Annotated in this window: 1 protein-coding gene (cut by a window edge); it reads left to right on the top strand. The window is 72.3% G+C overall.

All coding sequences use genetic code 11. The annotated features are described in order from the left end of the window. Positions 1-21,322: the 3' portion of a WXG100-like domain-containing protein gene (locus tag CKY47_RS33845; protein WP_306750438.1), read on the top strand. It extends 13,760 nt beyond the left edge of the window; the window shows 21,322 of its 35,082 coding nt (coding positions 13,761-35,082); its start codon lies beyond the left edge, outside the window; it ends in the stop codon at positions 21,320-21,322.

Here is a 21,322-nt window from a genome sequence, read left to right as displayed (position 1 = left end):
GCGCCGACCGATGGTCCTGGTCATCGTCGGTGACGGGGGTCCGGCATTGGTCCGGGAGCTGTCCCGGGAGTTGGCCCGCCTCGACGGGCTGCGGCTGCGCTACCGGTACTCGGGGCCGATGCCCGTCCGGGCGGAACACCCCTTCCTGGAGCTCCGGAGCAGCGATGAGTTCCGGGACCCCGAGCTCGAGCTGGAGGAGGGGATCGGGTTCGTCAAGCAGGGGTCGGTGTACTTCGCCCCTCAGCAGGAGTTCCCCGGTTTCCGCTACCGGGACGTCGCCGCCGCGTTGGCGGGCGGAGCGGACGTGAGGGGGTCGTGGAGACCGTCGTCCCGGCCCGTCATGGTCGCACTGCCCACCGCCGAGCAGCACGGTGTCGTCTTCGCCGGCGACCGGCGGCCGGTGGAAGTCGATGGTGTCACCCTGGCTCACCTCATGCTCAAGGACGAGCGGTTCCGCGAGGACCTGAAGTCCCGGATCCGTCCGGTCGTGCTGGTCGGGGAGCACGCGGGTGCGCTGGACGCTCCCGGTGGGTTCGCTTTCGCATTCGCCGCGACCTTGCGCGAGAAGGGGTTCTCCAACCCGGTGTACGCCCCGACGGGGGGTCTGCTGGTCACGTCGGGAACCATCTCGGTGGAGTCGGGTGGCTGGTTCAAGCAGATGTCGGAGCCCGTCGCGCGCGTGAGTCCTCTGACCGGTCCCGATGGTCGGGTGCGCGGCGTCCTCGTGCGGGAACCGAACGACGAACAGCGCTACCGAGACCTGCTGCGGTGGGCGACCGGGCCCCGGTCGCTGATGAACTTCCGGACCCTCGACGGGTACGAGGTGGAATCACCGTGGACGGCTGGACGCACGCCGTTGCCGGTGTTCACCGGACCGGTGTACGACTCGCCCGGGTATGCGGTCTCCCTGGCCGTCCGGTTGCGCAATGACGGCCGGTTCCGCGCGGCGGCGGGAATCGACCCGGACGTGCCGCTGCTGCTGGCGTCCTTGGACAGCGGTCCCGACGTCCGCGATCTCGACGTCGAGTCGTTCGCGCGGGCACTCGTGCCGGGCGGCTACCACCGGCGGGTTCACCACGTCCTTGGCGGACTGCGGATTCGGCCCGACGGGGAGCTGGTGCTCGGCGGCGGGGGTTTCCGGACGGTGGAACCGCGCGAGCTGACGGCTGCCGACGTGGTGATCCACCCGCACCTCGGAGTCACCGACGGCCGGCCGGTCGGCCAGTTCCTCTCGGTCAACGGCGGGCAGGACGCGTTGGTGTCCTTCCGCCGGCGGCGGGAACTCGTGTACGAAGCGACGGATTACGTCCGACTGGTCCGGGACGGCGAAAACCGGCTCTTGCGAACGGAGACGATCCGCCTTCCTTGGGCCGATCAACCCGCACCGCCCTGGATCGTCGAAACGTCCCTGGATTCACGAGGCGCATTGGTGCGCATGGCGACCAGCGTCCCGGACATGGCCGGCGACACCGTCCGCTTGGACGGCAGGACACTGACCCGCTTCGTGCTCGACAGCGAAACCTATCGGGAATCGGGGCACGACCTGGCCGCCGGCCTGGTCCTCGTCCCCGATCCCGCCGTCGTGGTGAACGCGCCTTTGCCGGACACGACCGTGATCGGCTTTGCGGTCGACGTCCGCGCCGAGGTCGAGGAACGGACGGGTACCGGTACCCGCGTCTGGACGATGACCGGTATCCGGCAGCTGAACCGGAACCTCCGGCTCGCGACCGTCACGAACGGCAGGTTCGTCGAGGTGCCGCTCCTGCACCGGCCGCCGGAGCCGCTGCCGCCCGCGTACGAGTCGTCTCTCGTCGACGTGCCTGGTGGGGGTGTGCTGCCGCCCGCGTACGAGTCGTCTCTCGTTGACGTGCCTGGTGGGGGTGTGCTGCCGCCCGCGTACGAGTCGTCTCTCGTCGACGTGCCTGGTGGGGGTGTGCTGCCGCCCGCGTACGAGTCGTCCCTCGCCGACGTGCTTGCCGCCCCCGTGCACCCGGCCGCCGCCGGGCTCCTGATGGAGCACACCGAGCACGTGCCGCTGACCGACACCGCGGGCCAGTTGTTCGGTGTGGCGTTCCTGACCGGCCGTGAGGCCGAAGTGGCGGTGTCCGCGCTGCGACGGTTGCCCGTTGAGACCGGCCGGTTCGTCGTTGCGGTGCACCACGGTCGGCGGGGGTTCCGGGTGCCGTTGCGCTCCGGCGGAGAGGTGCGGTTGGACAACCGCGCGTTCATGCGGCTGCTGCTGGTGTCGGGCGTGGCGCCATCGCGTGCGAACGTGATGCTGTTGACCTGCGATGTGCAGGACACCCAGGAGATCGTGTCACTGGTGCGGGAGTTCAGGCACCGAGGCAGGTTCACCATGCCAGTCGGCTGGACGCAGCTGTCGCGGAGCGGCGTGCGGTACCTGCAGTCGGCACCGAGCTCGCCGCAATCGCCGGACGTGGTCGTGCTGTCGGACGACGACCCGGTCGTGCCGTCGGAGGACCACCGGATCGTGCCGGTGGACGACGGTGCGGTCATGCCGGCGTCCGGTGGGGGTGTCCCGCTTGAGGTGGGTTCCGTCGCTTCGGGGTCGTCGGGTGTGGAGCGGTTCGTCCCGGTGGAGGATCACCTGGGCCGGGTGGTGGGTGTGGTGGTCTCCGGTGGTTCGTGGCCCGGTGAGGGGGTGGGGTCGCGGCCGGTTCAGCCTGTGTTGTTGACGGATCGCGTCGGCGGCGGCATGGCGGTGACGACGCGATCCGGTGACCGGGTGGTGTTGGAGGGGAACGACCTCCTGCGGGTGTTGCGCGATGTGGGGGGCCTGGACGCGGAGGACGAGCGCCGCATCCGGGAAGCGGAGGCCGCGGCACGGGGGCGGTCCGACCGGATCGTGGACGTGTCGGACGAGGACGAGAGCACGCCCCGGCACGAGCGGGCCGGGTCGCCGCCGGTCCACCAGGTGGTCGCCGCGCCGTCCGACGGGGAGCCGGTGGACGACGGTGCGGTCGTGGCGGCGGGTGCCGGCGTGGTCGAGTTCGACGGCGACCTGCCCGGGATCGCCTTCCCCGCCGGGGCGGGGCACGAGGCGCGGTTGCGCGCCCTGCGCGAGTCGTTGGTCGTCCCGCCCGACGAGCGGATCGTGCTCGTTCAGGTACCGGTGCGGGATGGGGCCTTCCTGGTTCGGGGTGTGGCTGACGACGGAACCCGGTTGGCGGCCGAGGTGGCCGCGTCCTCGGCTTACCGCCATGCCGATCCGGAGGCCGCGGTGGTCCTGGTGCAGGACTGGGAGGGTGAGCCGGACGACGGGCGGGCACGGGGTGAGCTGTTCGCGCAGGTGTTGCGCGGGGACGGGCCCTACCGCGAGGTGACGGTGACCACCGAGCCGCTGGAGACGGCCGAACCGGTGGACCTCACCGAGGTCCCTTCGGAGACCGTCTCCCGCCTGCGCATGGCCGATGTGGTGGTGCAGCCCTTGGCGACTGTGGGAGGCGGCGGCTTCGCCGTGTCGTTCATACTGAATGAGACGCGTGCGATGATCCTGGATACCTTCGCCCGCGGCTTCACGGACCACTCGCTGCGCTCCCTGCAGGTGGTCGACGAGGACGGGTGGACCCGTGACGTGCCGGCGGCGTGGGCCGCTGCCACCCGTGGTGACCGCGCCCGGCCGTTCCTGGTGTTCGTGAGGGCGTGGAGAGACCACCGGTACATCGTGGGAGGTCCTCGTGATGTCCCGCAGGAGCTGTCGCCGGAGGAACTGGCCGAGCTGATCGTGGGGCACCGGCACTTCCAGGCGTTGGCGGGTGGGCCGGTGCGCCGGCCGATGGTCCTGATCATCGTCGGCGCCCCCGTCCGGTTCAGGGATGCCGCGCTGCGCGCGGCCCTGACGCGCCTCGACGGACCGCGTCGGCGTTTCACCTACGGGGGCCCGCTTCCGCTCGACTGGGATTCCCACGTCCTGCAGGGCCAGGACGTCGAGAGCTTGCTGGTGCCGCAGCCCTTGCCGCTGGTGCAGCTCGCCCACACCGCGGTCGGTGGGGTGTTCGCGTTCTCCGTGCCGGAGGGCATGGACGCGGGAGGCCACGCGGAGGTGGTGGCGGCGTTGCGGTCCGGGGCGCGGGTGGTGGGGCCGTGGGGTTCGCGTGAGCCGGTGGTGGTGGCGTTGCCGACCACCGAGCGGTACGGCGTCGTGTTCGGCCTCGACGACCGGGCGGTGGAACTCGACGGTGACGAGGCGGCTCGTGACCTGCTGGCGGACGGGGGTTTCCGGGCGGCGTTGAGGTCGCGTTCGGGGCCGGTGGTGCTGGTGGGGTCGGATTCGGGTTCGTGGCGGGGTATCGGCGGGTTCGGTTTCGACTTCGCGGAGGTGTTGCGGTCGGAGGGTGACTTCCGGGACGTGTACGCGGTGGCCGGTGACGTGGTCGTGGGGCCGGAGGGGGTCGCGGCGGCTCCGGGGTCGCGGTTCGAGCTGGTGTCGACGCTGCGGTCGGGTGACCTGAACGTAAGCCCCCTGCGTGATGCGCTCGGGCGGGTGAGGGGGTTCCTGGTGCGGTCCGAGGGTGACGAGGAGGTCTATCAAAACCTGTTGGTCTGGGCCACCCGCACCACGCCCGAGGCGTTGTCGACCTTCGTGCGGGTGGAGGACGGTGCCGAGCTGTCGACGCCGTGGGCCGATGGCGCGCCGCCGGTGCCGGTGTTCGTCAGGGGGACGACCGACGGGCACCCGGCGCTGCGTGTCGATGGTGAGCGGATGACGCTGTCCGCGGCGGAGTTGGCCGAGGCGCTGCGCGACGACCCGGGGTTCAGGATCGGAGCGGGAACCGACCCGGACGTGCCGCTGCTGCTGGCGTCGGTGGACCCCGGTGGGGTGGATGCGGTGGCGTTCGCCGAGGCCCTCGCGCCGGGTGGCTACCACCGCCGCGTCCACCACCCGGAGGGCGTGCTGAGGTTCACGCCCGAGGGGCGGCTGCGACTGGTGGGCAAGGGTTTCGGGACGGTCGAGCCCCGCGCGCTCCGGCCTGGGGACGTGGTGACCCACCCGCACCTGGTGCCCGGCACCGATCGGCCGAACGGCCAGTTCTTCCCGGTCCACGGGCTCAGCTCCTTCTCGGTTCACGGGCTCAGCGCCGTGGAACTGGCCGCTCGGAGAGCGCGCGAGATCGGGGAGGGGATCACCCGGTACATCCGCGTTACTCCGGAACCCGGCGGGCCCCAGGAGGAGCTCGACCTGCCGTGGGCCGGTCGGGAAGCGTGGTTGGTCGACGTGACCGGAGACCAAGGCGGCATGCTGGTCGGCCTGGCCACCGGCGACCCGGACCTGATCGGCGATGTCGTTCGGGTGGACGGCCGTGTCTTCGCGAACCTGGTGCTGGACGGCGACGTCCACCGGGAATCGGGGCACGACATCGCCGGAGGGTTGGCGCTGCGCCACGGGTTCTTCGCGGCATCCCCCGACGACATCCTGTTCGGGCCGGCGGACCACGTGCGCGCCGAACTCGAAGCGCGGCGGGGTGGCCTGGTGCCCGTCTGGGCCGCTGACAGCGCGGTACACCTGATCCCGGGTAGTGGCCGACTGGCCCTCGCCGGTGGCACGTACGTCGAGGTGCTGCCCTCCTACGGGTTGGCAGGACCGCCGCCACCCCCGTACGAGCGGGGGGAACCACCCGCGTACGAGAGGGCCGCAACAGCACCGGTCGGGCAGGACCGGCCGGACAGCGACACCGGCCATGAGGGCTTGTCCGAGGAGTCCGGTGGCGTCCGGTGGGAGGACGTGGAGTCCGTCCCGTTGGTCGATTCCTCGGGTGTGCGGGTGGGTGTGGCGTTCTTGTCGGGTGGTGAGGCCGGTGTGGCGGTGGATGCGCTGCGTGCCGGAGTGGGGGAGCCGGGTCGGTTCTCGGTGGTGGTGCATCACGGCGAGGACGGGTTCCGGGTGCCGTTGCGCTCGGGTGGTGGGGTGGTGCTGGGCGGGCGGGCGTTCCTGCGGTTGGTGTTGACGGCGGGTGCGGTGCCTGCGGATTCGACGCTGGTGTTGTTGGCGTGTGATGTCGGGGATGTGGAGGGGTTGCGGGGGTGGGCTCGGGAGTTCGGGCACCGGGGTGAGGTGGAGGTGTCGGCGGGCAGGACGCGGTTGTGGCGTGACGGTCGGGTGGAGACCCTGCCTGAGGGCGTGGACCCCGAGCCGTCCGACGACGCGGTCGTGCTCGCGGACGACGATCCGATCGAGGTCGGTGACACCGCGTCCGTCGATGATGCCCGGTTCGTGGTGCCGACGCTGCGCGCCGGTGACCTCCGGCTCGGCGCCCTGCCCGGTGCGGACGGCGAGGTGGTCGGGCTGCTGGTGCGGTCGGAGGGCGACGAGGAGGTCTACCGGGAGCTGTTGGGGTGGGCGGACGGGGTCACGCCCGGGACGTTGTCGACCTTCGTGCGCGTCGAGGACGGTGCGGAGTTGCCGACGCCGTGGGCCGAGGGTGCGCCACCGGTGCCGGTGTTCGTCAGGGGGTCGTCCAACGCTCACCCGGCACTGCGTGCCGACGGTGAGCGGATGACGGTGTCCTCGGCCGGGGTGGCCGAGGCGCTGCGCGACGAGCCCGAGTTCCGCGACTTGGCGGGAATCACGTCGAAGGTGCCGTTGCTGCTGGCGTCGTTGGACGCCGGTGGGGTGGACGCGGTGGCGTTCGCCGAGGCCCTCGCGCCGGGGGGCTACCACCGCCGCGTCCACCACCCGGAAGGCGTGCTGCGGTTCGAGCCCGACGGGCGGCTGCGGCTGGACGGCGGCGGTTTCGCCACCGTCGAGCCCCCGGCCATCCGGCCCGAGGACGTGGTGAACCACCCGATCACCCACCCGGGCACCGGTCACCTGATCGGCCAGTCGTTCCCGTTCGGCAACTTCGACGCCGCGGCGGCGGAGACCTCCTGGCGGCGTGAAGCCGCCGCCAACCACACCCGGATCACCCTGGTACTCGACCCGAGGGGCGGGGTCGTCGAGAACCGGGCGGAGGTGGCCGAGCCGTGGGCGGACCGGGACACGCCTCCGCGGTTCGTCCACGTGTCGACGGACGCGAACGGCGCGTGGTTCCACATGGCCACGGGTGACCCGTACCGGTCCGGTGACGCCGTCCTGCTGGACGCCGGGCTCGCGGTCGAGGCCGTGCTCGACAACCCCGTGGTCCGGACGGCCGGGGTTCCCGCCGGCGGCGTGGTGCTGATGGGCGATCCCGCCCCGAAGGTGGCGCACGCCGTGCGGACGGGGTTGCGAGCACGTGCGGGTGACGTGCCGGTCTGGGCCGAGATCACCAAGCGGAACTGGTACACGACCATCGCGCCGGAGCGCCTCACCGGCACCTACTACGCGGAGGTGCGGCCGCCCAAGAAGGTGTTCTTCCCGCGCTCGTCGAACCACTCCCAGCTCGCGCGGTGGCGGGACCTCGCCTCCCACATGCCGCTGCCTCCCGACGGTCTCGACCCGATCCACGTCTTCGCGCACGTGAGTGACGAAACGTTCCTCGTCAAGGGAGAGGAACACGACGGCGAGGAGTTCGCGGACCTGGTCGCGCGTTCGGACGAGTACCGCGAGGCCGACCCGCACGCGCCGCTGCTGCTGGTGGTCCCCCTGCGGGAGCCTTCCGAGGACCACTTGGACGTGGCGCGGGAGTTCGCGAAGGCGTTGCGGGGCCGCGGGCCGTACCGGGAGGTGCTGGTCAACACCGCTCCGCTGCGAGTCAGCGGGCGTGCGGGCGGCGCGAACATGAGCGGGGCGCGGTTCGTGCGGGTGTCCGTGGTGCGCCCGACCGACCTGCACCTGCTGAAGCTGCGCGACCTCCGCGGCGACGAGCACGGCGTGGCCTTCCTCCCCGACACCGAGAACTACCCGGCACTGCGCCGCTCGACGAGGACGCTCACCCACGACTACGCCAGGCGCGCAGTGGTGCACATGACGGAGACCGCCTTCCAGTGGAGCCCGGCGGAGTGGGCGTCGTCCTACACGGGGACTCGCGCGCGGCCGTTCGACGTGTTGCTGCAGAGCCAGGGCGACCGGTACGTGGGCAGGTTGCGTGACGGTCGCCTGATCGACCTGTCCACGTCGGAGATGGCATCGGTACTTGCCGTGCTCCGGGCCTACCGGCGGCCGGCGGCGGGCGGGGCGCGGCGGCCACTGGTCCTGCTCACCCGGGCCCACCCGGCGAACCGGGAGCTCAACGAGGAACTCCTGCGCCTGCTCAACGCGGTCCAGTCGAGGCCGTCGTGGCAGTACTCGGGGCTCGTGCGGTTCAACCCGGAACACGTGGCGAAACTCGGGAGCGTGGGGGATCTCGCGCTGCTCCCGGCCGACGGTCGGCTGTTCTCGGCCGGTCCGGAGGTACGGCGCGCGGACGTGGTGCTGGTGTCGTCCGTCGATGTGTTCCGCTTGGCGGAACCGGAGGACGTTCCCACCGGTGTGCGGGACGTGGCGGAACGCCTGTCGGAGGGTGGGTGGCCGTGGGGTGGGGTGCGGCCGGTCGGGCTGGTGCTGGCGTCGGCGGAGGGGTACGCGGTCGTGCCGACGGTGGACTCGGGTCGGGTGGAGGCGAGCGGTGACCACGTCGCCCGACTCGCGCTGGAAGACCCGGGCGTCGCCGAGCTGCTCGACGCGGCACCGAGCCGGCCGGTGGTGCTGGCCGGGGAGTTCGCCGGCGACCGGCGGGCGATCGGGGGAGTGGGGTTCGACTTCGCCTCGGAGCTGCACCGGCGGGGCGATTTCCGCGACGTGTACGCGCTGGTGGGCGCCGCCGGTGGCGAGATGCGGTTCGAGCTGGTGTCGGGACTGCGAGCGGGGGATGTCGAACGGGAGCTGGTGCGCGACGCCGCGGGGAAGGTGGTCGCGGTCGTCGTGCGCTCGCCCGGCGACGAGGAGGCGGTGGAACGCGTGCGGCGGTGGGCCCTCGCCACCACGGCGAAGACCCTGTCGCGGTACCGCAGCCGGCCTGGCGCCCGCAAGCGAAAGGAGTCGCCCTGGTTCGGCGGCCCGCCGCCCTTGTTCTTCTTCACAACCTCGTCCGACTCGGGGGGCCACCTGGTCCTGCGCCGTGACGGCCGGGCGGTGAGCCTGTCGTCGGCGGAGCTCGCCGCGGCCCTGCGCGACGACGAGGAGATCCGCGACGCGGCCGAGCGCAAGCGCGAAGTGGGGTTCGTGCTCGCCTCGTTCGACGGAATCCCGGGGGACCCGACCGGGTTCCGCGACGCCATGCTGCCGGGTGGTTACGCCAGGAGCGTGCACTGGCCGCAGCAACGTCTCCTGATCGGTGACGAAGGCACCCTGGTGATCGAAGGCGGGGACTTCGAGACCGTGCCGGCAGTAGAGCCGGGACCCGATGACTTGGTCAGCTTCCCCTTGGTGAATCCCGTGTCCGGGCGTGTGGAGGGGCAGGTATTCCCCGATACGTTCCTCTTCCAGGTCAGTGCCTTCGCGACGTTCGAGTCCCAAATCCAGAGGGGTAATCGGCACTACTACAAGGAGGTGGAGTCCGAGATCCCCGGTGGGGGCGTTGACAGGGAATTCTTCAAACGCCGGATGAAGTGGGTGGGATCGACGGTGCCGCCGTGGTTCATCCAGATGCACGGATCGCCGGAGACCGTCAGGGCCAACATGCGCACCGGCCTTCCTCACTCGTTCGGGGACAAGGTCTCGCTGTCCGGGCAGCAGGCGGGACACGTGTTGACGAAGAACCGGATCTACCTCTCCAGGTCGCACTCGCCGGGGGAGGAGAAGGTGGCGATCATGTGCCTCGCCGGTGCTTCCGTGAAGGACCGCCCCTCGGTGACGTCCTACATCCGCGAGGCTTTCGAAGAATCCGAAGGTGCCCGGGTGGTGCTGCACGCGGCGACCGAAAGATTGATGTTGACAAGGTCGTACTCCCGGATCGACGTTCAGCGCGGAGGACGTTTCCGGCGGGTTCCGCTGCCGGGGAAGCCGTTCGACGACTCGTCCGACGACGAGTCCACCAGCGGTGGTTCGGACACCGATCAGTTCGACAGCGACAGCGACAGCGACATCGATTTCATCGACTTCGGGGAGTCGTCGGGCGAGTCCGATGACCAGTCCGACGACTCGTCATCGGACAGCGACGACCCTGACACCGGGAGCGACAGCGACAGCGACAGCGATCCCGAGGACTTCGAGGGTTCGGGTGGCGTCCGGTGGGAGGACGTGGCTTCGGTGTCGTTGACCGATGTGTCGGGTGCGCGGGTGGGTGTGGCGTTCCTGTCGGGTGGTGAGGCCGGTGTGGTGGTGGACGCGTTGGGTGGGTCACCTGGTGTGTCGGGTCGGTTCTCGGTGGTGGTGCATCACGGTGTGGGCGGGTTCCGGGTGCCGTTGCGCTCGGGTGGTGGGGTGGTGCTGGGCGGGCGGGCGTTCCTGCGGTTGGTGTTGACGGCGGGTGCGGTGCCTGCGGATTCGACGTTGGTGTTGTTGGCGTGTGATGTCGGGGATGTGGAGGCGTTGCGGGGGTGGGCTCGGGAGTTCGGGCACCGGGGTGAGGTGGAGGTACTTCCCGGTAGGACGCGGTTGTGGCGTGACGGTCGGGTGGAGACCCTGCCTGAGGGCGTGGACCCCGAGCCGTCCGACGACGCGGTCGTGCTCGCGGACGACGACCCGGCCGAGCCCGACGGTGGTCCACCCGCCGGTACCTCCCCGAGGCCGGCGGATGTGTTGTCGTGGCCGTCGTGGGACACCGCGGTCGACGGTGACGGGTTCGCCGTATCGCTCCTTCCCGAGTCGGTGGCGGCCGGGTTCGACCTGAAGAGGTTTACCAAGAACCTCAGCGATCATTCGTTGCGCCTGTTGCAGGTGCTCGATCCGGACGGGAACTCCACGGAGTTGGTGGTGCCGTGGGCGGGGGCTGCGGACGGTGGTCGTGCGCGGCCGTTCCTGGTGTTCCTGCACGCCGTACGCGGCAAGTACGTGGTGACCGTGCCGGGTGTCGGTTCGGTGGAACTCGCCCCCGCCGGGATGGCCGATCTGTTGTCGGCGCATCGGCACTTCCGTGCGTTGGCGGGTGGTCCGGCGCGTCGGCCGATGGTGCTGCTCACCCTGGGCGATGGTGACGGCGCGCTGGATGAGGAGCTGCTGCGCGTCCTGGTGGAGCGCGACGGTGTTCGGCAGGTTCACCGGTACCACGGCATGCTGGCCCAGCACGAGACCCGGTCCGATGTGCTGCGGATCGCCGACCCGGCGGGACTCTCGCAGGGAGCGCTGTCGGTGACGGGCCATGCCCGCCACACCGCGACCGGTGGGGTGTTCGCGTTCTCCGTGCCGGAGGGGGTGCACGTCCGGCATGCCGGGGTGGTGGCGGCGTTGCGGTCCGGGGCGCGGGTGGTGGGGCCGTGGGGTTCGCGGGAGCCGGTGGTGGTGGCGTTGCCGACCGCGGAGCGGTACGGCACGGTATTCGGGTTCGACGATCGGCCGGCGGAGTTCGACGGCGCGTCGTTCGCCCGGTCCCTGGTGGAGGATGAGGGTTTTCGGGCGGCGTTGAGGTCGCGGTCGGGTCCGGTGGTGCTGGTGGGGTCGGATTCGGGTTCGCGGCGGGGCATCGGCGGGTTCGGTTTCGATTTCACGGGGGTGTTGCGGTCGGAGGGCGACTTCCGGGACGTGTACGCGGTGGACGGTGACGCGGTCGTGGGGCCGGAGGGGGTGTCGGCGGGGCCGGGTTCGCGGTTCGAGCTGGTGTCGACGCTGCGGGCGGGTGACCTCCGGATGGGCCTCCTGCGCGGTGCGGACGGCAAGGTGGTCGGGCTGCTGGTGCGCTCCGAGGGCGACGAGCAGACCTACCAGGACCTGCGGCGCTGGGCCGCCGGGGTCACGCCCGAGACGCTGTCGCACTTCCTGCGCACCACCGACGGCACCGAGCAGCACTCGCCGTGGCCGCACGACACCACGCCGGTCATGCTGTTCTTCACGAAGCGCACGTTCGGGAACGCGATCCGCGGGCTGCACGTCGACGGCACCTCCCTGCGGCTGCCGCTGCGAAACCTGGGCGCGGTGCTGCGCGACGACCTGCTGTTCCGCGACGTGGCGGGGATCGAGTCGCACGTTCCGCTGCTGCTGGCGTCGTTGGACGCCGGTGGGGTGGACGCGGTGGCGTTCGCCGAGGCCCTCGCGCCGGGGGGCTACCACCGCCGCGTCCACCACCCGGAGGGGGCGCTGCGGTTCGAGCCCGACGGGCGGCTGCGGCTGGACGGCGGCGGTTTCGCCACCGTCGAGCCCCCGGCCATCCGGCCCGCCGACGTGGTCACCCACCCGCTCACCGATCCGGCCACCGGCCGGTCCGCCGGCCAGTCGTTCCCGGGCCGCAGCTTCGACGCCGCGCGGGCGGAGGTCTACTGGCGGCGTGAGGTCACCGCTGCCCACCACACCCGCACCGTCGTGGAACCAGCCTCGACGGGCGGCTCCACCAAGCACCACGTGCAGGTGCCCAAGCCGTGGGCGGACCAGGAAGCGCTCCCGTGGTTCGTCCACGTGTTCACGGAGCCGAACGGCGCGTGGTTCCGCATGACCACGGGCGACCCGTACCGGTCCGGTGACGCCGTCCTGCTGGGCACCGGGCCCACGACCGAGGTCGTGCTCGACAACCCACTCCTCCGGGCAGCCGGCACCCCCGTCGCCGGCGTGGTGCTGAGCCACGACCCCGCCCCGCAGGTGGCGCGCGCCGTGCGGGAGGGCCTGCGGGTCCGCGCGGGTGAGGACGTGCGGGTCTGGGCCGAGATCACCCGGCAGACCTGGTACCCGACCATCGCACCGGAGGGCGTCACCGGCACCGACCACGTGGAGGTGCGAACTCCCGGGGTGCTGTTCTTCCCGCGCTCGCCGAACAGCTCCGACCTCACGCGGTGGCCGTACCTCCTCGGCCGCATGCCGCTACCCCCCGACGGGCTCGACCCCGTCCACGTCTTCGCACACGCGGATTCCACGGCGTTCTTCACCGAGGACCGCCGGTACGACGGCACGGCGTTCGCGGCCGAGGTCGGCCGTTCCGACGTGTACAACGAAGCCGACCCGCACGCCCCCTTGCTGCTCGTGGTCCACCTCCGTGGCGCTTCCTCGGCTCACCTCGACGTGGCGCGGGAGTTCGCGGAGGCGCTGCGGGGCTCCGGGCCGTACCGGGAGGTGCTGGTCAACACCGCTCCGCTGCGAACCGGGCACCACACGGGCGGGGCGGACATGAACGCCGCGAAGTTCGTGCGGGTGTCCGTGGTGCGCCCGACCGACCTGCACCTGCTGAAGCTGCGCGACCTCCGCGGCGACGAGCACGGTGTGGCCTTCCTCCCCGACACCCCGAATTACCGGGCCCTGCGCCGCTCGACGAAGGCACTGGCCAACGACTACACCGGGCGTGTCGTCCGCGTCTTGAACAGGGGCGTCGACCAGGATGCCCACCTGGTCCCGGTGGATTGGGCGTCGTCGTACACCGGTACTCGCGCGCGGCCGTTCACCGTGTCGTTGCAGAGCCAGGGCGACCGGTACGCGGGCAGGTTGCGTGACGGGCGCCTGATCGAGCTGTCGGCGTCGGAGCTGACCCCGGTGCTGCTCGCGATCCGGGCCTACCGGCGACCGGCGGTGAACGGGGCGCGGCGGCCGGCGGTCCTGCTGACCCGTGCCGACCCGGCGAACCGGGAGCTCAACGAGGAACTGCTGCGCCTGCTCAACGCGGACGGGATGAGGCCGTCGTGGCAGTACTCGGGAGGGGCGTCGTTCCACCCGGAGGTCGTCGGGAACTTCGGGATCGTGGGCCACACCACACTGCTCCCGTCGGGCGGGCGGTTGTTCTCGGCCGGTCCGGAGGTGCGGCGCGCGGACGTGGCCTTGACCCGGGAAGGGCAGGTGTTCCGCCTGGCGGCGCCGGAGGACGTCCCGACTGCTGTGGGGGGCGTGGTCGACCGCTTGTCGGAGGGTGGGTGGCCGTGGGGTGGGGTGCGGCCGGTCGGGCTGGTGCTGGCGTCGGCGGAGGGGTACGCGGTCGTGCCGACGGTGGACTCGGGTCGGGTGGAGGCGAGCGGTGACCACGTCGCCCGGCTCGCGCTGGAGGACCCGGACTTCGTCGAGCTGCTCCAGGAGGTGCCGGACCGACCGGTGGTGCTGGTGGGGGAGTCCGCCGGCGACCGGCGGGCGATCGGGGGAGTGGGGTTCGACTTCGCCTCGGAGCTGCACCGGCGGGGCGATTTCCGCGACGTGTACGCGCTGGTGGGAAGCGGTGGTGGCTCGCCGCGGTTCGAGCTGGTGTCGGGACCGCGTGCGGGGGACGTCGAACGGGAGCTGGTACGCGACGCCGCGGGGAAGGTGGTCGCGGTCGTCGTGCGCTCGCCCGGCGACGAGGAGGCGGTGGAACGCGTGCGGCGGTGGGCGCGCGCCGCCACGCCGGAAACCCTGGCGCGGTACCGGTCCCGGATCGACGGTGACGAGCGGGAGGAGCAGGCGCCCTGGCCGGCCCGCCGGCCGCCGTTGCTGCTCTTCACCACCCGGTCCGAGTCCGGCGCCCACCGGACGCGGCGAGGCGACAGCCGAGCGGTGTCCCTGTCCTCGGCCGACCTCGCCGCTGCCCTGCGCGATGACCAGGACGTCCGCGACGCGGCCGGGCGCTACCGCGAGGTGGGGTTCGTGCTCGCCTCGCTCGACGGGGTCTCCGGGGAACCGGTCGGTTTCGGCGACGCCATGCTGCCGGGCGGCTATTCCAGGATGGTGCACTGGCCGAAGGGACGTCTCCTGCTCGATGACGACGGCACCCTGACCGTCGAAGGCGGGATCTTCAAGACCGCGCCGGCGAAGGAGCCGGAACCGGACGACCTGATCGCCGAGCCCTTCGTGAACCCCTCGTCCGGGCACGTGGAAGGGGTGACCTTCCCCCTGGACGACAACGACCTGTTCGGTGGCACCGTGGCGTTCGACCAGGGGATCATCAAGGGGGACCGGCACTACCACAAGGTGGTGCGGACGAACAACGCCGACGGCAGCGTCGACGACGTGCTCGTCAAGCGCCGGATGAAGTGGCGGGATTCGGCGACGCCGCCGTGGTTCATCGACATGCACGGGAATTCGGATGTGGTCGTCGCCTCGATGCGCACCGGCCACCCCCACCGGTACGGCGACGTGGTGACCCTGTCCGGGCCGCGGGCGGGGCACGTGCTGACGTACAACCGGGTCTACCTCTCCAGGCCACACCCGGCGGGGGAGCAGAAGGTCGCGACCGTCTGCCACATCGGTGCCGCTGGACCGGACGGCACCTCGGTCGCCTCCCACATCCGGGAGGCTTTCGAGAAGGCCGAAGGTACCCGGGTGGTGCTGCACGCCGCGACCGGTGTGGTGACCCTCAGCGGCCTCACCAGTCGGATGCGGGTCACGGGCGGAGGGCGCTATCAGCGGGTTCCGCTGCCGGGGAAGCCGTTCGACGACCCGTCCGACGACGAGTCCACCAGCGGTGGTTCGGACACGGAGCGGTTCGTCTCCGACAGTGACAGCGATCCCGAGGACTTCGAGGGTTCGGGTGACGTCCGGTGGGAGGACGTGGCTTCGGTGTCGTTGACCGATGTGTCGGGTGCGCGGGTGGGTGTGGCGTTCCTGTCGGGTGGTGAGGCCGGTGTGGTGGTGGACGCGTTGGGTGGGTCACCTGGTGTGTCGGGTCGGTTCTCGGTGGTGGTGCATCACGGTGTGGGCGGGTTCCGGGTGCCGTTGCGCTCGGGTGGCGAGGTGGTGTTGGACAGGCGGGCGTTCCTGCGGCTGGTGTTGACCTCGCGCGTGGTGCCGGAGGATTCGACGTTGGTGCTGCTGGCGTGTGATGTCGGGGATGTGGAGGGGTTGCGAGGCCTGGCTCGGGAGTTCGGGCACCGGGGCGACGTGGAGGTGTCGTCGGGGCGGACGCGGTTGTGGCGTGATGGTCGGGTGGAGACCCTGGCGGAGGGGGTGGAGCCGGAGCCGTCGGACGACGCGGTCGTGCTGGCGGACGACACCCAGGTCGAGGGGGTCGTCACCGACTCGGGCATCGGCGGCCCCTCCCACGCCCAGGCGTACGACTCCTACGGCCAGGCGGGCGGGGAACCGCTCGTCATGTTCCCCGCGTCAGCCGACGACCCGGTCACCGGGCGGTGGCGCCACCTCCACCACGTGCTGCGGCAGGCCTCGCCGGGACCCGCGGTCCACGTCATGGCCCACGGGCGCGACGGGTGGTTCTTCGTCGACGGCCAGTGGCGCGACGCCACGGTGTTCGCCGCCGGGATCGCCCGCTCCGATGCCTACCGCGCCGCCGGTCCGCACACCCCGCTGGCCATCGTGGTCGAGCTGTCCGGCCCCGACAAGGCGATGGCCAAGGCGGGACGCCGGGTAGCGGAGGTGCTGCGGGGCAACGGCCCGCACCGCCAGGTCTCCATCAACACCGGCCCAATCCACGTCGACCACGCCACGGACGAGATCGACCTGGCCACCGCTTGGTTCACGCACGTGGACAGGCTGCGCCCGACCGACGTGGCGGACCAGGCGCTGCACGACGCCCACGGGCAGGGGTACGGCCTCGCCCTGTACGCCGACACGGGCCGGTACGTCGGGCTGCGCTTCGCGGCGGAACGGGCCACCGACTACAGCCACCGCATGGTGCTGTCCTCCGAGGATGTGGAAGACCCGCAGCGCACGGATCACATCGTGCAGGAGTGGGCGCCGTCCACGACCGGTGACCGGGCCAGGCCGTTCGTACTGCACCTGGAGAGCGACGGGGAGTCCTACCAGGTCAGGCGCCGCGACGGCCGCATCTTCCCGCTGACCGCCGCGAAGATGCGGCGACTGCTGTCCGAGCACCCGTTCTACCGGACCCTCGCCGGTGGACCGGTGCGGCGACCGCTGATCCTGATCACCCGTTCCCCTCGGCCGAACAGCGCGCTCAACGCCCAGCTGCTGACCCTGCTGCGGCAAGACGGGCTGCGCACGACCTTCGAGTACTCGGGACCGGTGGGCTCCCCGACGCACTCGCGGAACGGCACGGTGGTCGATGTCCACGTGCCCGTGATCCTGTCGCGCGACCTCGTGATCTCCCGCGGCCCGGGGGTGGCGCGCGAGAACGTGGTGCTGACCAGGACCGGTGCCGTGTTCCACTTGGCCCCGTCGGAGAAGGTCACCGACATGCTGCGCGGAATCGCGGACCATGCGGCGGCGGGCGAGGCATCGCCCCTGGTGCTGGTGGTGGCTTCGGCCGAGGACCACGCGGAGGTGCCGACGGTGGACGAGGGCCGCGTGGAGTCGGGTGGCGGAGAGGTCGCCCGGATCATGCTGGGGGACCGGGACTTCGCCGACGAGTTGCGCGCGAACCCCGGACGGCCGGTGGCGCTGATCGGCGAGAGTGCCGGCAACCGGGTGGGGATCGGCGGGTTCGGGTTCGACTTCGCGTCGGTGCTGCACGAACTGGGGGACTTCCGCGAGGTGCACGCGCTGGCGCGGGACGACCACGGCAGGCGGCGCTTCGTGGACGTGTCGGGGCTGCGGGCGGGCGACCTGGACCTGGCGTTCATCCGCGACGCCGGGGGGCGGGTGGTCGCGGTGGTGGTGCGCTCGCCCGGTGACGAGGAGCGGGTGCAGCAGGTGCGGCGGTGGGCCCGTGCCACGTCGGAGACCGCGCCGCGTTCGCTGCTGTTCCTCGCCTCCCGCTCCGGTGACGGCTACCTCGGGGTCCGCCGCGACGGGCGCCTGATGCCGTCGTTGTCCGCGCGGCAGCTGACCGAGGTGCTGCGGGACGACCAGGACGTCCGGGACGCGGCGGGTGACACGGTGGACCTGGTCTTCGTGTTCGCCGCGCTCGACGGCGCCACGGTCGGGGCGGAGGACTTCGCGCGCGGCATGGCACGGGGTGGCTACTCCCGGACGGTCGGCTGGCCCGACGGCACCCTGGTGCTCCGCGAGGACGGGACGCACACGGTGGTGGACGGGACTGTCCGGGTGATCCTCCCCGCCACGCCCGGGCCCGACGACGTGATCACCCATCCGCTGATGGGACGCACGGCGCAGGTGGAGGGTCAGTTCTACGTCCGGGACTGGAGCGACCTCGTGAAGATGTCGGCCGAATACGTGGCCGAGAGAGGTGACGCCTACGCCGTCCGGGAAGCCGGGAGCAACTCCATCGCGCCGATGGGGTACCGCAAGAAGTGGCAGGATCAGGCGGTGCGGTCGTGGTCCATCGCCATGCACGGCGGCCCCGGCAAGGGGATCGGCAGGCTGCGCACGGGTCACCCCGACCGGTTCGGTGACCGGGTGGCGCTCGACTCCGAGAACATCGGCCACGTCCTGACCCGCAACCGCGTGTACTTGTCGGTGCCGCACCCTGCCGGTGAGCACAAGGTGGCGACCATCTGCCACTTCGGCGTGCCTGGCCCGGACGGTGTCTCCCTCGCCGCCCACGCTCGTCAGGCGTTCGAGCGGGCGGAGAGCGCCACGGTGGTGCTCTGGGCCGCGGACCAGGCGATGGAGCTGGACGTCGTCTCCGGCATGCGGGCGGTCCGCGCCGGCGGCCGCTACCGCCGGGCGCCACTGCCCAGCCTGCCGGCCGAGGAATCCCCCAACGGTGACGGCGACGACCCCGTTCCCGGGGCGCAGCCGTCCCTCCCGCAGGAGGAGCCGATGCCCTACGGGCTGGCCGGTGCGGGCGCGGCCTTCCCCCCGCCCTCCTCCCGGACCGCCCCCGGCGGCGTCCGGGTGTCGCTGGCCCCGACGACGTCGGGCGCGGTGGCCGTCGCGTTCCCCCGGGGGGAGGCGGACCTGGCGCGGTGGCGGGCGCTGCACCCGCGCCTCCCCGCCGAGGCGGGTGGCCCCGCGCGGGTCGTCCTGTTCGCGCACGCGGACGGCGGCGGGTTCCTGGTCGACGGCGGGTGGCACGGTGGCGCCCGGCTCGCCGCCGAGGCGTGGCACGACCCCGGTGTCCGGGCCGCCGGGCCGACCGCGCCGGTGCTGCTCCTGGTGGACCGGCCCGAGGGCCACGTGCCCGCCGCGCGCGAGTTCGCCGACGCGCTGCGCGGCGACGGTCCCTTCCGCGAGGTGTTCGTCAACACCGGCCCCGTGGTTTTCGACCCCGTGCACGGACACGTCGACATGGTCCGCGCGCGCTTCGTGCGGGTGGCGCTGCCGCGGACCGACGACCTGGTGTGGACGCCCTTGCACGACGTCCACGGCGTCGACCGGGGCATCGCGTTCACCGTCGACGGGGAGGTGCGGGCCACCCTGCGAGCCTCCGCCGCCTTGAGCGACGACCACGTGCGGCGCGTGCTGGCGTCCGGTCCTCCCGAAGCCCGGCGAACCACCACGGCACCGTGGGCGATGACCACGGACGGCACCTGGGCCAGGCCGTTCGAGGTCCGGCTCGACGGTGAGGCCGGCGCGTACGCCGTGGGGCTGCGCGACGGTCGCGAACTGGCGCTGTCCGCCGCGGACGGAGCGCGGGTGGTGGCCGGTCACGAGCACTACCGCCGCCTGGCGGGCGGGTCCGTTCGGCGACCGCTGCTGCTGGTGGCGCACACCGAGCACGACGGCGACGCGCCGAACCGGGAGTTCCTCGCCGCGCTGCGGGAGCTGGAGGGGCCTCGGCGGTCCTTCGAGTACTCGGGGCCGGTCGCGGTCAGCGCGCACTCCGGTGTGCTCACCACCCTGGGCCGGAACGGATTCGCCCCCGGACCCGACCCGGCCTCCGCCCCCGTGGTGCTGCGGAGGCACGGCGACGTGTTCCACCTCCCGGCACCCGGTCGGGGGGTTCCCGAGGACCTGGCCCGGATCGCCGACGCGGTCGTGCGCGGGCGGTGGACCGACCCGGCCTGGGGCGACCGGGAACCCGTCGTCGTGGTGCTGGCCTCAGACCGCCTGCACGCCGACGTCACCCCGACCGCCGGCGGCGGCGCGCTCCAGCTCGACGGCCACGAGACCGCCGCGGTCCTGCTGCGCGACGAGGGCTTCGCCGCCCTGCTGGAAGCCGACCCGGACCGGCCGGTCGTACTGATCGGCGAGGACGCGGGCAGCCGGGTGGGGATCGGCGGGTTCGGGTTCGACTTCGCCTCGGCGCTGCGCGCCGCGCGCGACTTCCGCGGTGTCCACGCCCTGACCCGCGACGAGCACGGCACGCCGCGCTTCGCGGACGTGTCGGGGCTGCGCGCCGGGGACATCCGGATCTCACTGGTGGTCAACGCCAGGGGGCACGTGGTCGCGGTGGTGGTCCGCTCACCCGGCGACGAGGAGCGGTTGGACCAGGTGGGCCGGTGGGCCTGGAACTCGACCCCGTCGAAGACCGCCTGGGTCCGGCGCACCGACGACGGCGAGTGGGAGGAGTCGCCGTGGTCGCCGCGCGTCCAGCCGCTGCTGTTCCTGGCGGGCAGGTCCGGCGACGGCTACGCGGCGCTGCGCTCGGACGGCCTGCCCCTGGAGCTGTCCGGCACGGATCTCGCGGCGCCGCTGCGCGACCACCAGGACCTGCGCGACGTCGCGGGCGACACCCCGGCGGTGGCGTTCGCGCTGGCAGCCCTCGACGGCGAGACCGTCGGGGCGGAGGACTTCGCCGCCGGCATGGTGCCGGGTGGCTATTCCCGGGAGGTCCACCACCCCGTCGGGCGCCTGCTGCTCCACGAGGACGGCACCCTCGGTCTCGACGGCCACTTCGAGACCGTGGAACGGGTGCCGCCACATCCCGACGCCGTGCTCGCGGACGCCCTGCTGGAACCGGGGACGGGGCGCGTCGAGGGGCAGTTCTTCCCGGTCACCGAGCAGGACCGGGCAGTCATGTCGATCGCCAGGGTGCTGGAGGCCAAGGCGGGCCGCCCGTACTACGTCAGCACCGCGTCGGTGTCCGACGTGGACGGCAACCCGGCGGTCGCCGATTCCACGCACCCCACCCCGTGGACGGGGGCCGTGCCGTCGTGGTTCTTCGACATGCACGGCGGCCTCGACGGGGAGCAGGAGGTCCGCCTGCGCACCGGGCACCCCCACCGCCACGGCGACGAGGTGATGCTGGGCCCACTCGCCACCGGGCGGGTGCTGACCGGCAACCGGATCTACCTGTCGGCGCGGCACCCGGCGGGCGAGGCGAAGGTCGCGACGGTCTGCTACCTCGGGCGGCCGACGCGCGACGGCCGCCCGTCGGCCGCGTCCCACCTGCGCGCCGCGTTCCAGAAGGCCGAACACGCCCGGGTGGCCCTCTACGCGGTGACCACCGAGGTCAGCGTGCACGCCCACACGGGGCTGCGGGTGGTGCGGGACGGCGGCACCTACCGCCGCGTGACGCTGCCCGGCGAGGTCGACGACGTCCCCGGCAACGAGGTGCCGGCCCACGTCACGCTGCCCGTCGGCGTGGCGTTCCCCGTCCACCCGTGA

The sequence above is a fragment of the Saccharothrix longispora genome, from assembly GCF_030852425.1.
Taxonomy (GTDB): Bacteria; Actinomycetota; Actinomycetes; order Mycobacteriales; family Pseudonocardiaceae; genus Actinosynnema; species Actinosynnema longispora.
The sequence above is the reverse complement of the archived record's forward strand: the minus strand, read 5'-3'. Positions and strand labels throughout refer to the sequence as shown.